The sequence below is a fragment of the Pantoea sp. Pa-EAmG genome (assembly GCF_030024295.1).
GTDB lineage: Bacteria > Pseudomonadota > Gammaproteobacteria > Enterobacterales > Enterobacteriaceae > Pantoea > Pantoea dispersa.
This window is the reverse complement of sequence record NZ_JASEWO010000033.1, coordinates 18,839-33,419: the sequence shown is the minus strand read 5'-3', so window position 1 is coordinate 33,419 and position 14,581 is coordinate 18,839. Positions and strand designations below refer to the sequence as shown.

Annotated in this window: 11 protein-coding genes; 5 read left to right on the top strand and 6 right to left on the bottom strand. The window is 57.4% G+C overall.

What is annotated here, in order from left to right; genetic code table 11:
- Positions 1 to 2 precede the first annotated feature (2 nt).
- From carA to folA, 4 genes are all read left to right on the top strand, one after another.
- Positions 3 to 1,133 (top strand): glutamine-hydrolyzing carbamoyl-phosphate synthase small subunit, encoded by a 1,131-nt coding sequence (carA, locus tag QMM04_RS07130; protein WP_282995908.1) that lies wholly within the window; start codon positions 3 to 5, stop codon positions 1,131 to 1,133.
- Positions 1,134 to 1,146: 13 nt separating this feature from the next.
- A complete protein-coding gene (carB, locus tag QMM04_RS07125; protein ID WP_282995907.1) occupies positions 1,147 to 4,371 on the top strand; it encodes a carbamoyl-phosphate synthase large subunit in 3,225 nt (1,074 codons plus the stop codon).
- Positions 4,372 to 4,600: 229 nt separating this feature from the next.
- The gene (locus QMM04_RS07120; protein ID WP_181444785.1) at positions 4,601 to 5,749 is read left to right on the top strand and encodes an autotransporter domain-containing protein; all 1,149 of its coding nucleotides are present in this window, start codon (positions 4,601 to 4,603) and stop codon (positions 5,747 to 5,749) included.
- Positions 5,750 to 6,036: 287 nt separating this feature from the next.
- Positions 6,037 to 6,519, top strand: a complete 483-nt coding sequence (folA, locus tag QMM04_RS07115; protein ID WP_031279709.1) for a type 3 dihydrofolate reductase — start codon at positions 6,037 to 6,039, stop codon at positions 6,517 to 6,519.
- Positions 6,520 to 6,768: 249 nt separating this feature from the next.
- Here folA and apaH read toward each other — a convergent pair whose 3' ends face one another.
- From apaH to lptD, 6 genes are read right to left on the bottom strand one after another with little or no spacing between them, the layout of a single operon-like run.
- Entirely contained in the window at positions 6,769 to 7,623 is an 855-nt protein-coding gene (apaH, locus tag QMM04_RS07110; RefSeq protein WP_058774842.1) for a bis(5'-nucleosyl)-tetraphosphatase (symmetrical) ApaH, read from the bottom strand.
- Positions 7,624 to 7,675: 52 nt separating this feature from the next.
- Positions 7,676 to 8,053: a Co2+/Mg2+ efflux protein ApaG gene (gene apaG, locus QMM04_RS07105; protein WP_021507588.1), complete on the bottom strand. Its 378-nt coding sequence runs from the start codon at positions 8,051 to 8,053 to the stop codon at positions 7,676 to 7,678.
- A gap of 4 nt (positions 8,054 to 8,057) precedes the next feature.
- Positions 8,058 to 8,882, bottom strand: coding sequence for a 16S rRNA (adenine(1518)-N(6)/adenine(1519)-N(6))-dimethyltransferase RsmA (gene rsmA / locus QMM04_RS07100; protein WP_021507587.1), 825 nt, complete (start codon positions 8,880 to 8,882; stop codon positions 8,058 to 8,060).
- Positions 8,875 to 9,867: a 4-hydroxythreonine-4-phosphate dehydrogenase PdxA gene (gene pdxA, locus QMM04_RS07095; protein ID WP_282995906.1), complete on the bottom strand. Its 993-nt coding sequence runs from the start codon at positions 9,865 to 9,867 to the stop codon at positions 8,875 to 8,877. The genes rsmA and pdxA overlap by 8 nt, the downstream gene beginning before the upstream one ends.
- Positions 9,857 to 11,152: a peptidylprolyl isomerase SurA gene (surA, locus tag QMM04_RS07090; RefSeq protein WP_031279707.1), complete on the bottom strand. Its 1,296-nt coding sequence runs from the start codon at positions 11,150 to 11,152 to the stop codon at positions 9,857 to 9,859. The genes pdxA and surA overlap by 11 nt, the downstream gene beginning before the upstream one ends.
- Before the next feature lie 54 nt (positions 11,153 to 11,206).
- The gene (gene lptD / locus QMM04_RS07085) at positions 11,207 to 13,579 is read right to left on the bottom strand and encodes an LPS assembly protein LptD (RefSeq protein ID WP_230857095.1); all 2,373 of its coding nucleotides are present in this window, start codon (positions 13,577 to 13,579) and stop codon (positions 11,207 to 11,209) included.
- A gap of 182 nt (positions 13,580 to 13,761) precedes the next feature.
- Here lptD and djlA point away from each other — a divergent pair, with 182 nt between their 5' ends.
- Positions 13,762 to 14,571, top strand: coding sequence for a co-chaperone DjlA (djlA, locus tag QMM04_RS07080; protein WP_211724844.1), 810 nt, complete (start codon positions 13,762 to 13,764; stop codon positions 14,569 to 14,571).
- The last annotated feature ends 10 nt before the right edge of the window (positions 14,572 to 14,581 follow it).

The window sequence follows — 14,581 nt, the reverse complement described above, 5'->3', positions numbered from 1 at the left end:
TCTTGGTTCTGGAAGACGGAACCCAATTCCACGGTCGGGCCATCGGGGCAACGGGATCGGCAGTGGGGGAGGTCGTTTTCAATACGTCAATGACCGGTTATCAAGAAATCCTCACTGATCCTTCCTATTCCCGCCAGATCGTCACCCTCACTTATCCTCATATCGGCAACGTTGGTGCCAATGCCGCCGATGAAGAATCCAGTCAAATCCATGCTCAGGGCCTCGTCATCCGCGATCTGCCGCTGATTACCAGCAACTTCCGCAGCGAAGAGAGCCTGTCAGCCTATCTGCAGCGCAACAATATTGTCGGTATCGCCGATATCGATACGCGCAAACTGACGCGCCTGCTGCGTGAGAAAGGGGCGCTGAACGGCTGCATCATCGCCGGCGACAGTCCGGATGCGGCGCTGGCGCTGCAGAAAGCCCAGTCGTTCCCGGGCCTGAAAGGCATGGACCTGGCGAAAGAAGTGACCACGGCGGAAACCTACGCGTGGCAGCAGGGGAGCTGGGCGCTGAAAGGCGGCCTGCCCGAGCAGCAAAGCGCTGACGCGTTGCCGTTCCACGTGGTGGCTTATGACTACGGCGCCAAGCGCAACATTCTGCGCATGCTGGTGGATCGCGGCTGTCGCCTGACGGTTGTCCCGGCGCAAACGCCGGCTGATGAGGTGCTGGCGCTGAATCCGGACGGGATTTTCCTGTCGAATGGCCCTGGCGACCCGGAGCCGTGCGACTACGCCATCAGCGCGATTCAGGCTTTCCTGAAAACCGACATTCCGGTGTTTGGTATCTGTCTTGGCCATCAGCTACTGGCGCTGGCCAGCGGTGCGAAAACCGTGAAGATGAAGCTTGGCCATCACGGTGGCAACCATCCGGTGAAAGACCTCGATAACAATACTGTGATGATCACCGCGCAGAACCACGGTTTTGCCGTCGATGAAACCAACCTGCCGGCTAACCTGCGCGTGACCCATGTTTCCCTGTTTGACCAGACCGTACAGGGCATTCACCGCACCGATAAACCGGCGTTCAGCTTCCAGGGACATCCGGAAGCCAGCCCAGGCCCGCACGATGCGGCGCCGCTGTTCGATCACTTTATCGAACTGATCGAAGCTTACCGTTCTAACGCGAAGTAATCAGGAGCCCACGATGCCAAAACGTACAGACATAAAATCCATCCTGATCCTTGGCGCTGGCCCGATCGTTATCGGCCAGGCATGTGAATTTGACTACTCCGGTGCGCAAGCCTGTAAAGCGCTGCGTGAAGAGGGTTACCGCGTCATTCTGGTGAACTCCAACCCGGCGACCATCATGACCGACCCGGAAATGGCCGATGCGACCTACATCGAGCCAATTCACTGGGAAGTGGTGCGTAAAATCATCGAAAAAGAGCGCCCGGATGCAGTGCTGCCAACCATGGGCGGTCAGACCGCGCTGAACTGCGCGCTGGAGCTGGAGCGTCAGGGTGTACTGGAAGAGTTCGGCGTCACCATGATTGGTGCCACCGCAGACGCCATTGATAAAGCCGAAGACCGTCGCCGTTTCGACGTGGCGATGAAGAGCATCGGTTTGGACACCGCGCGTTCAGGTATCGCACATACCATGGAAGAAGCGCTGGCTGTGGCTGAAGATGTTGGCTTCCCTTGCATCATCCGTCCTTCCTTTACTATGGGCGGCACCGGCGGCGGTATCGCTTATAACCGTGAAGAGTTTGAAGAGATTTGTGAGCGCGGCCTTGACCTGTCGCCGACCAATGAGCTGCTGATTGATGAGTCGCTGATTGGCTGGAAAGAGTACGAGATGGAAGTGGTGCGTGATAAAAACGACAACTGCATCATCGTCTGCTCGATCGAAAACTTTGACGCCATGGGGATTCACACCGGTGACTCCATCACCGTGGCGCCTGCCCAAACGCTGACCGATAAAGAGTATCAAATCATGCGTAACGCCTCGCTGGCGGTGCTGCGTGAAATCGGTGTCGAAACCGGCGGTTCCAACGTCCAGTTCTCGGTGAACCCGAAAGATGGCCGCCTGATCGTCATTGAGATGAACCCGCGTGTGTCGCGCTCTTCAGCGCTGGCCTCGAAAGCGACCGGCTTCCCGATTGCCAAAGTCGCGGCCAAGCTGGCGGTGGGCTTTACCCTCGATGAACTGATGAACGACATCACCGGCGGCCGTACGCCGGCCTCGTTCGAGCCGTCCATCGACTACGTCGTCACCAAGATTCCCCGCTTCAACTTCGAGAAGTTTGCCGGTGCCAATGACCGTCTGACCACGCAGATGAAGTCGGTTGGTGAAGTGATGGCGATTGGCCGCACGTTCCAGGAGTCGATGCAGAAAGCGCTGCGCGGTCTGGAAGTGGGCGCCAGCGGTTTTGACCCGAAAGTGGATCTGGATGATGGCGAAGCCCTGACCCGTATCCGCCGCGAGCTGAAAGATGCCGGTTCTGACCGCATCTGGTATATCGCTGATGCGTTCCGTGCCGGCATGTCAGTCGACGGCGTGTTCAACCTGACCAACGTTGACCGCTGGTTCCTGGTGCAGATTGAAGAGCTGGTGCGCCTGGAAGAGCAGGTGGCGCGCGAAGGTGTCAACTCGCTGAGCGCGGATTTCCTGCGTGCGCTGAAGCGTAAAGGCTTTGCCGATGTGCGCCTGGCAACGCTGGCGGGCGTGGCGGAGAGTGAAATCCGTAAGCTGCGTCATCAGTTCAACCTGCATCCGGTTTACAAGCGCGTGGATACCTGTGCGGCAGAGTTCGCCACGGACACCGCCTACATGTACTCCACCTATGAAGAAGAGTGCGAAGCCAATCCTAATCAGGATCGCGACAAAATCATGATTCTGGGCGGCGGGCCAAACCGTATCGGCCAGGGCATTGAGTTTGATTACTGCTGCGTGCATGCGGCGTTAGCGCTGCGTGAAGACGGTTACGAAACCATCATGGTCAACTGTAACCCGGAAACCGTGTCAACCGATTACGACACCTCAGACCGTCTCTACTTCGAGCCGGTAACGCTGGAAGACGTGCTGGAGATCGTGCGCATCGAGCAGCCAAAAGGCGTTATCGTGCAGTACGGTGGCCAGACGCCGCTGAAGCTGGCGCGCGCGCTGGAAGCGGCTGGCGTGCCGGTGATTGGTACCAGTCCGGATGCCATTGACCGCGCGGAAGACCGTGAGCGTTTCCAGCAGGCAGTGGATCGCCTGAAACTGAAACAGCCAGCTAACGCCACGGTGGCGACGCTGGAACAGGCGGTAGAGAAAGCCGCAGGGATTGGCTATCCGCTGGTGGTGCGTCCTTCTTATGTGCTGGGCGGCCGGGCGATGGAAATCGTCTATGACGAAGTGGATCTTAAGCGCTACTTCCAGACTGCGGTGTCCGTGTCCAACGATGCGCCAGTGCTGCTGGATCGCTTCCTTGATGACGCGGTGGAAGTGGACGTCGATGCGATTTGCGACGGCGAACGCGTGCTGATTGGTGGCATCATGGAACACATTGAGCAGGCGGGCGTGCACTCCGGTGACTCGGCCTGTTCGCTGCCAGCGTACACCCTGAGCACTGAGATTCAGAACGTGATGCGCCAGCAGGTGGAAAAGCTGGCGTTCGAACTCAACGTACGTGGCCTGATGAACGTGCAGTTTGCGGTCAAGGACAACGAAGTTTACCTGATTGAGGTCAACCCACGTGCCGCGCGTACCGTGCCGTTTGTCTCCAAAGCCACCGGCGTGCCGCTGGCGAAAGTGGCTGCGCGCGTGATGGCTGGCAAAACCCTGGCTGAACAGGGCGTGACCGAAGAGGTGATTCCGCCGTACTACTCGGTAAAAGAAGTGGTGCTGCCGTTCAACAAATTCCCGGGTGTGGACCCGATTCTTGGTCCGGAAATGCGTTCGACCGGTGAGGTGATGGGCGTGGGCCGCACCTTCGCGGAAGCATTCAGCAAAGCTATGCTCGGCGCGCAGAGCAATATGAAGAAGCAGGGGCGTGCGCTGCTGTCAGTGCGTGAAGGCGACAAGAAACGTATTGTTGACCTGGCCGCGAAGCTGCAGAAGTTTGGCTTCGAGCTGGATGCGACGCACGGTACCGCCGTGGTGCTGGGTGAAGCCGGCATCAATCCGCGCCTGGTGAACAAGGTGCACGAAGGGCGTCCGCACATTCAGGATCGCCTGAAGAACGGTGAGTACACCTACATCGTCAACACCACCGCAGGACGCCAGGCGATTGAGGATTCGAAACTGATTCGCCGCAGCGCGCTGCAGTACAAAGTGCATTACGACACCACGCTGAACGGTGGTTTTGCTACCGCGATGGCGCTGAATGCGGATCCGACCGAAAAAGTGATTTCGGTGCAGGAAATGCACGCGCAGATCAAAGGCTAAACCGCCTGCTATGTGACTAAACGGCCCCGCGCGGGCCGTTTTTTTTGGCCTGTTTTGCCTGTGCTGCATAAGGTTATACGTTACAAATCTATTGATTTGACATAATTTTTATCAGTTGATGCGAAACCAGTTACATTCAGGCGTATCCGCACAAAATTATAAATACCTCTCCGCTAAGCGCACCGTACTATTCCGCTGCTCAATCATAGAGCGCTCACCTTTACGGGATATAAAAATGAAAATGCGTGCTTTCACTCTCAGCGCAGTGGCTGCGTTACTTGTTGCTGCACCTCTCGCCAGTCAGGCGGAAATCACCCTGCTGAAGCAGGATCCGCAGGCCGGCGATCCGCTTAGCCGTCTCGATTTCAAAGTGGGCGGCAGTATTCGTCCGCAGTATCTGCATCAGAACGGGGTTAACGATAAATCTTATAAGCGTAACGGCTACGACGGCGGTTCACGTTTCCGCTTCAGCGCCAACTACTACCTGTTTGACGATGTCAGCTGGGTGGGTTACTACGAGCTGGGCGTTAACTTCCCTGCCTGGTGGGGCTGGGATAACCACTATGCGGACGGCGCCCATAACACCACGCGTCGCCAGCTGTATACCGGTTTCAAAAGCGCATCGCTGGGCGAGCTCTATTTTGGCCAGCAGAACAGCGTTTATTACGATGTCGTCGGCGCTAAAACCGATATCTGGGACTACGATATGCTGGCCCAGGCACCGGGTAACGGCATCAACGGTGACTACGACGGATCTTACCGCTCGCGCAAGATGCTGAAGTATAAAAACACCTTTGGCGATGCGGATGTCTATGCCGCTTATCTGTTTGAAGATGACGACTATCTGCCGGGCAACGGCCTGCGCTACAAGCGCAAGGGCGGCGGTTCGCTGGGTGTGAACTATCACATCACCAAAGATCTGGCGTGGGGCACCGCGTGGAACTACACCCGCGCGGATATCCGCAATCCGGGCAATGGCGACAGCAAGCGTTACGACCAGAATATCTACGGCACCGCGCTGAGCTGGACGCCGGACAACTGGACGCTGTCCGCCGGTGCGGGCTGGTATGAGAACTTCTCGCCAACTAAACGCAACACCGTTAACAACTACTTCGCGGATGATGCGTGGGGCGTTGAATACTTCGCCGGTTATAAATTCCCGATCGGCCAGTATGCTGTGAAGAGCATCCAGCCGTACTTCATGGGCGATCGCCTGGAGTTCGTCAACGGACGTAACTACAAGCGTATCGATAACGGCGTGGGCGTCAGCGCGCAGCTCGACTACGGTTTCCGCGTCGACTACGAGTACGTGATCACCTCCAGTACCGATAAATCTCTGGGCAACGTTAATCTGGTGCGCCTGCGCTACGATTTCTGATGCGTAAATCAACGGCTCCTGCGGGAGCCGTTTTTTTTGGGCGGGCACAGTGCGCTTTTCTTTACACAGCGCGCGGTCAGCGCGGAGCATCACCCTGAGTTGTAGCGCCTTCACCGCGAATTCTGGCGGCTCTTTCCGCTAACGGCCGCAAAGCCGGAGTAAAACTCTGTCGCTCAGACAAAACGCCGAGCCAAGCGGGCTTTACGTAAATAGCACGGTCGTCCTATCGACGAAAGTTTCACCTTTACGTATCATTGCGCCAATTTTTTTCCTGTAGGTCTTTTAACATGATTAGTTTGATCGCGGCACTGGCAGCAGATCGTATTATTGGCATGGAAAACGCCATGCCATGGCACCTGCCTGCCGACCTCGCGTGGTTCAAGCGCAACACGCTGAACAAACCGGTGATTATGGGCCGTCTGACCTTTGAATCGATTGGTCGCCCGTTACCGGGACGCCTGAATATTGTGGTCAGCAGCCAGCCCGGCAACCATGACGGCGTGACCTGGGTGACGTCGCCGGAAGAGGCAATTGCCGCAGCGGGTGAGGCAGAAGAGATCATGGTGATTGGTGGTGGCCGGATTTATGCGCAGATGCTGGCGCGTGCCGATCGTCTCTATCTGACGCATATCGATGCGGAAGTGGAAGGCGACACCCAGTTCCCGGATTACGAGCCGGACGAGTGGCAGTCGACGTTCAGTGAGTTCCACGATGCCGATGCGCAGAATTCGCACAGTTACTGCTTTGAGATTCTGGATCGCCGTCGTTGATTGTGGCCAGTTGCGCATGAATGCGCAGCCTGTAAAGGCAGGGATCAATCGCTGTTTATGACCTTCCAGGTGCGCATAAATGCGCACCCTACAACGGCAGGGACCAATCTCTGTTTATGACGCGATAAACCCGTGCAATATCAGGCTGATGGCTATCACGGTACAGATGGTCGTTGTAGGGTCGCCATTTATGGTGACCAAAAAAAAGCCCCGCTAACATCGCGGGGCTTTTTGTTTACTGCATATCGCTCAGGGGGAGGGCGCATTCACCGCGCTTTCCGCCATGGCCTGGTCACGGTTCGAGACCTGGGTGTAATACTGGCCGCTCTCCCAGTGCAGCAGGGTCAGCGTTCCGCCCCAGCAGCAGCCGGTGTCGAGCCCGATCACATGCTCTGGCGTGCCTTTTCCTTCCAGCGAAGCCCAGTGACCAAAGATTTGCGTATAATCACTGCTGATTTTGCCGGGCACCTGGAACCACGGTTTCAGCGGCGGCGGCGCTGAGGCGGGTGCCTCTTTGCAAATCATGTCGAGCTGACCATTGGGGAAACAGAAGCGCATGCGCGTCAGCGCATTGGTGCTGAAACGCAGGCGCGCCAGTCCGCTCAGTTCCGGTGTCCAGTTGTTCGGCATGTCGCCATACATGGCATCGAGAAACAGCGGATAGCTGTCGCTGGATAAGACCGCCTCAACTTCGCGCGCGCACTGCTGTGCCGTCTCCAGATCCCACTGCGGCGTAATGCCAGCATGCGCCATCAGCAGCTTTTTCTCTTCATCCACCTGCAGCAGCGGCTGGCGACGCAGCCAGTTAATCAGCTCGTCGGCATCGTCCGCTTCCAGCAGGGGCGTCAGGCGATCCTTGGGCTTGTTACGGCTGATACCGGCATACACTGCCAGCAAATGCAGGTCATGGTTGCCCAGCACTATGCGCACACAGTCTCCGAGCGACCTGACGTAGCGCAGTACCTCAAGCGAACCCGGACCGCGCGCCACCAGGTCGCCGGTCAGCCAGAGCTCGTCCTGCTGCGCATCGAAATTGACCTGCGCCAGCAGCGCACGTAATTCGTCATAACAGCCGTGAATATCGCCAATCAGGTATGTACTCATTAAGTCAGTCCGATGAAAACGCGCCGCCCGCACTGGCCGGGCGGAGGAGGAATTAGTGAATGTGGGTTTGCACCGCGAGGCGGAACACCGGAATCTCCACGTGGAAGGTCTCGCCCTCTTCGTCGATCATCACATAGTGTCCCTGCATGGTGCCCATCGGCGTTTCCAGAACCGCACCGCTGGTGTACTGAAACTCATTGCCGGGCGCGATATGCGGCTGCTCACCGACCACGCCTTCACCCTGCACTTCGGTCTCGCGCCCGTTGCCATTGGTGATCAGCCAGTAGCGGCTGCGCAGCTGCACGCTGTTGCGCCCGAGGTTACGGATGGTGATGGTGTAGGCAAACACGTAGCGATCCTCATCGGGAGAGGATTGCGATTCCACATACTGACTCAGTACCTGAACACAAACGCGGGCCAGTTCACTCATGCACTCAGTTCTCCGCAGATTCAGCCTGATGATTGCCCAGCCAGTTTGCCAGCTGGCAATACTGCGCCACGGTGACATTTTCTGCCCGCAGCGAGGCGTCGATGTTGAGTTCATCCAGCGCACCGGCCGTGAACAGGTGTCCCAGGCTGTTACGCAGGGTTTTGCGTCGCTGACCAAACGCTTCGGTGGTGATACGGCTCAGTAAACGCACATCGCTGACCGGATACGGTGGCTGGGTAAAGGGCACCAGACGCACCACCGCCGAATCCACTTTCGGTGGCGGGGTGAACGATTGTGGTGGCACTTCCAGCACCGGAATCACCTGACAATAATATTGCGCCATCACGCTGAGACGCCCGTAAGCTTTGCTGCCCGGGCCGGCTACCAGACGGTTAACCACCTCTTTCTGCAGCATGAAGTGCATATCTTTAATCGAACCAGTATAGCTGAAAAGGTGGAACATCAGCGGCGTCGAGATGTTGTACGGCAGGTTGCCGAACACGCGCAGCGGCTGCCCCTGCTCCTTTGACAGCGCGGAGAAGTCGAAGGTCATCGCATCCTGCTGATAAATCGTCAGCTTAGGACCGAGGAACGGGTGCGTCTGCAAACGCGCGGCAAGGTCGCGGTCCAGCTCGACGACAGTCAGCGCATCAAGACGCTCGCCCACCGGCTCGGTTAACGCACCCAGCCCTGGGCCAATCTCCACCATGGCTTCACCCTTTTGCGGATGAATAGCGGAGACGATGCTGTCGATAATGTACTGATCGTTCAGGAAGTTCTGCCCGAAACGTTTACGGGCGTAGTGCCCCTGATGGACGCGATTATTCATTACTGCTCTTGATCATAGTGATGGCGAGGTTAAGCGCCGTAATAAAGCTGCCCGGCTCTGCGCTGCCCAGACCGGCGAGTTCCAGCGCGGTGCCGTGGTCAACAGAGGTACGGATAAATGGCAGGCCGAGGGTGATATTCACCGCGCGACCAAATCCCTGAAATTTTAGCACCGGCAGGCCCTGGTCGTGATACATCGCCAGCACCGCATCAGCGTGCTGCAGATATTTCGGCTGAAACAGTGTATCCGCCGGTAACGGACCGGTGAGCTGCAGGCCCTGCTGGCGCAGTTCGTCGAGCGCCGGAATGATGGTATCGATCTCTTCCCGGCCCATATGACCGCTTTCGCCAGCATGCGGGTTGAGCCCGCAGACAAAGATATGCGGCTGCGGAATGCCAAACTTACGCTGCAAATCCTGATGCAGGATGGTGATCACTTCATGCAGGCTGTCACGGGTGATGGCGTCCGCGACATCTTTCAGCGGCAGATGCGTGGTGGCCAGCGCCACGCGCAACGCTTCGGTCGCCAGCATCATCACCACGCGATCGCCACCGGCGCGCTCAGCAAAGAACTCGGTGTGGCCGGTGAAGGGGATGCCGGCGTCATTGATCACGCCTTTGTGCACCGGACCGGTTACCAGCGCGGCAAACTCGCCGCTGAGGCAGCCGTCGCAGGCGCGGGCCAGCGTCTCCAGTACGTAATGACCGTTGGCGACCGTCAGTTCGCCGGCGGTCACCGGCTGCGCCGTCGCGATGGACAGCAGCGTCAGCGTACCGGCCTGCTGCGGCTGTGGTGCCACGCCGGGCTGATAGTCACCCAGCGTCAGCGGCAAACCCAGTTGAGCCGCGCGCTGGCGCAGCACGTCGCCGTCTGCGCACACCACCAGCTCCACCGGCCAGTCACGCTGAGCCAGCGCAACGGCGAGATCGGGACCAATCCCGGCGGGTTCGCCGGGCGTGATCGCCACACGATAATTACTGACCATTGCCATCCAGAATCTTCACGTAAGCACTGGCGCGCTGTTCCTGCATCCAGGTTTGCGCTTCTTCGGCAAACTTACGGTTGAACAGCAGACGGTACGCGCGCTCTTTCTGCGCGGCATCGGTTTTATCCACCTGACGGGTATCCAGCAGCTGAATCAGGTGCCAGCCGAAGGAGGAGTGCACCGGCGCACTGACCTGGCCTTTCTGCAGCTTCAGCAGCGCATCACGGAACGCCGGATCGTAGATTTCCGGTGACGCCCAGCCGAGGTCGCCGCCCTGGTTCGCGGAACCCGGATCGTCGGAGAACTGTTTCGCGGCAGCGGCGAAGGTGGTTTTGCCACTCTTGATGTCTGCGGCGATCTGTTCAATCTTCTGACGTGCCTGATCGTCGGTAAGGATCGGTGACGGCTTCAGCAGAATGTGGCGGGCATGCACTTCGGTGACCGAAATGTTTTTGCTCTCACCGCGCAGGTCGTTCACTTTCAGGATATGGAAGCCAACGCCGGAGCGGATTGGGCCGACGATGTCGCCTTTCTTCGCGCTGCTCAGCGCCTGCGAGAACAGCGTTGGCAGCTCTTCAATTTTGCCCCAGCCCATGTTGCCGCCTTTCAGCGCCTGCGGATCGGCAGAGTAGGTCACGGCCAGTTTACCGAAATCGGCACCGCCTTTCAGTTCACCCACCAGCTGACGCGCCAGCGCTTCCTGGTCATCAACCTGCTGCTGGGTTGGATTTTCCGGCAGCGGCAGCAGAATCTGACTGATGTTAAGTTCGGTGCCCTGGGTATTCTGCGAGCCAATCTGCTTAGCCAGCGTATCCACTTCCTGCGGCAGAATGGTGACACGACGGCGCACTTCATTGTTACGCACTTCAGAGATCAGCATCTCTTTGCGGATCTGCGCGCGATAATCGTTGTAGTTCATCCCGTCATAGGCCAGACGGCTGCGCAGCTGATCAACGCTCATGCGGTTCTGCGCGGCGATATTCTGGATCGCCTGATCCAGTTGCTGATCGCTCACCTGCAGACCGGCTTTTTCGCCCATCTGCAGAATGATGGCGTCCATGACCTGGCGTTCAAGGATCTGATGACGCAGGGTTTTGTCATCCGGCAGCTGCTGACCAGCCTGCTGCGCCTGTGACTTCACCGTGCGCAGCATGTTGTCTACGTCACTTTCCAGCACCACGCCGTTGTTCACGACTGCGGCAACTTTATCGACCATCTGTGGGGCTGCGAACGCAGTGTTAGCGGTAATCGCCACACCAAGAATCAGCATTCTCCAGTTCTTCATACTTTATCCATTGTTGTTTCCGCACTGCGGGATAGCCTGTCAAACATCACAACATCAGAAAGCGCGCTGGTAAGGGATGATGCCCTGACGCAGCATTTCATTGGTGCCTAAGCCATAGTTAGAACTCAGACCACGTAGCTCAATGTTGAATGAGATTTGGTTGTCGTACTTACTGTCGTTGTTTTCCCAACCGTTGATCTTGCGCTCGTAACCCAGACGAATGGCGTAGCAGCAGGAGCTGTACTGCAGACCGACTAGCTGCTCGGCCGGACGGCTGTTGCGGGTGTCATAGTAGTAACCCCCCACCAGCGACCAGGCATCGGCAATCGGCCAGCTGGCCGTGGCGCCCACCTGCGAGATACCGTTTTTGTAGATCGGGTTAGTGACATAGCTGGGGTTATTCAACGCCTGCGCCACATACTCCGGGCTGCTGTAGCGATAGCTCAGCTGCACCATACGGTCGGCATCACGACGGTATTCCACAATGGCATTGCCCTGGGAAACGTTGTCCAGCCGCGTATCGTATTGCAGGCCACCGCGTACGCCCCAGCGATCGCTGACTTTCCAGTAAGTATCACCCGCCCACACCAGGCTACCGGTATCATCTTCTTTATTCGTCTGGTTTACGCCGGTACGAGACGGGGTAAACGAGTAGATTTGACCCACGGAAACGTTAAAACGTTCAACCAGATCGTTATCATAAATACGCGTGGTCACGCCGGTCGCCACTTCGTTAGACGAAGCGATACGATCGAGGCCGCTGTAGGTGCGATCGCGGAACAGGCCGGTGTAGTCGGTCTGCAGCAGCGTGGAGTCGTACGGATAGATGTTGCTCTGGTTGCGGTACGGGATATACAGGTACTGCACGCGCGGTTCCAGCGTCTGGGTGTAGCCTTCGGCCCAGTCCATATTGCGGTCAAATACCAGGCGACCATCTACCTTGAACTGCGGCAGGGTACGGTTGACCGACTCTTTCAGCTGATTGGTGCGGGTGGTATCGATATTTTCGTTGTAGTAGTTAACGTTATCCTGCTGGTAATGCGTCGCCAGCAGCTTTGCCTCGGTATCCAGGCTGGCCCAGCCGTTGGACAGCGGCAGGTTGAGCGTTGGCTCGATGTGCAAACGCGTCGCTTCCGGCATTCGGTTACTGACGTTAGTGAACTTCACCGCCTGCGCATAGATGCGACCGTCAAACGGCCCGATATCGTTCTGGTACAGATTGACATCCAGCTGCGGCATCGCCCGGTACACGTTCTGGCTGCTGGTATTACCAAACACCTGGAAGTCTTTGCTGGACAGCGTCGCATCCCAGTTGGTGTCAGCGTAGCCTACGCTGAATTTCTGCGTGGCGTAGCCGTCAGTCGAGCTGTAGTACTTCGAATCAAGATCGTTGAAGTAATAAGGATCGCTGACTTTGGTGTAGTCGGCGTTGAAGCGCCAGTGCTGATCGTAGACGCCGGAGTGACGCCAGTAGAACAGCCAGCGGTCGTCGTTGCTGTCGTTCTGCACCGACGGTCGCGCGGCTTTATCTTTGTTGTACTGATTGTCAGACGGCAGATAGTCCAGCTCTAACAGGCCGGCACCAAACTGCGTCAGGTAGCGGAACTCGTTCTGCAGCTGCAGACCGCGCTTGCTCATGTAGTGCGGCGTAATAGTGGCATCGGCCTGAGGCGCGATGTTCCAGTAGTACGGCAGCATGAATTCGAAGCCGTTGTTGCTGCCGTATTTCGCGTTGGGGATCAGGAAGCCGGAGCGGCGGCGGTCGCCAATCGGCAGCTGCAGATACGGGCTGTAGAATACCGGCACGTTGCCGAGCTTGAAGCGCGCATTCCAGATCTCCGCCACTTCTTCTTCACGGTCCTGAATCACTTCCGAACCGACCACGCTCCAGCTGTTGGAACCTGGCAGACAGGAGGTAAAGCTGCCGTTTTCCAGAATGGTATAGCGGTTATTACCGCGCAGTTTCATCTGGTCAGCATCACCGCGACCCTGACGGCCGACCATCTGATAATTACCGTTCCACACGTTGGTGTCTTTGGTGTTCAGATTGGACCAGGCTTTCGGACCTTTCAGGATGACCTGGTTGTCGTCATAGTGCACATTACCCAGCGCATCGACGGTACGCACCGGCGTCGTTTGTCCGTCCTGCTGACGCTGATGCAGCTGCATCTCGTCGGCAACCAGACGGCTGTTCCCCTGCTGCACATCAACATTGCCGGTGAACACCGCGTCGTTCGGATAGTTCCCTTTTGCTGAGTCAGAGTTGATGGTTACCGGCAGCGAATTCGCGTCGCCACTGACCAGCGGACGGTTGTAGCTCGGCACGCCCAGCATACACTGCGACATCAGATCGTCGGCCAGTGCATGCTGACTATAAAGCGCTGCACCAATCATGGTAGCCAGCAGGGTAGGTATACGTTTTTTCATACGCGGTTTCGATAATTCCATGAAAACTGGCATCATGCCGACAATCCGGACAGAGACTAACGTACCGCCCGGCGTTGCGCCAGTGTTAATCCTGCTCTGCCTGCGTTGCCGTTAGGCGCGGAGATAAATGACAGGTATGATAATGCAATTTTCAGCCGCAAGCATGGCGAATTGAGGAGTTTATGCGCTACTGGGGAAAAGTTATTGGTCTGGCTCTCGGCTTACTTTCCGGAGCAGGCTTTTGGGGCATCGTACTGGGTCTGATCATTGGTCATCTGTTTGACAAAGTGCGCAGCGTAAAAGGACAGGGCTACTTCGCCAATAATCAGGCGCGTCAGACGCTGTTCTTCAGCACCACGTTCCAGGTGATGGGCCATCTGACCAAGTCAAAAGGGCGCGTCACCGAAGCGGATATCCAGATTGCCTCTTTATTTATGGATCGCATGCAGCTGCATGGCGAGGCGCGTACCGCGGCACAACGTGCGTTCCGTGAAGGTAAGCAGAGCGAATATCCGTTACGTAACAAGCTGCGCGAGCTGCGCAGCGCCTGCTTTGGCCGTTTCGACCTGATTCGGATGTTTCTGGAAATTCAAATCCAGGCGGCGTTCGCTGATGGTTCGCTGCATCCCAACGAGCGTCAGGTGCTGTACGTCATCGCGGAAGAGCTGGGGATTTCCCGCGCGCAGTTCGATCAGTTCCTGCGCATGATGGAGGGCGGTCAGCAGTTTGGTGGCGGTTCGTCATACGGCGGCGCTTATCAGCAGGCGAAACGTGGCCCGACGCTGGAAGATGCCTGCAGCGTACTGGGGGTGAAAAGCAGCGACGACAGCACCACCATCAAGCGCGCCTACCGCAAGCTGATGGCCGAGCACCATCCGGATAAGCTGGTGGCGAAAGGCCTGCCGCCGGAGATGATGGAGATGGCGAAGCAGAAAGCGCAGGAGATTCAGGCCGCGTACGACCTGATTCGCAAAGAGAAGGGCTTTAAATAAGGGGCTGCTG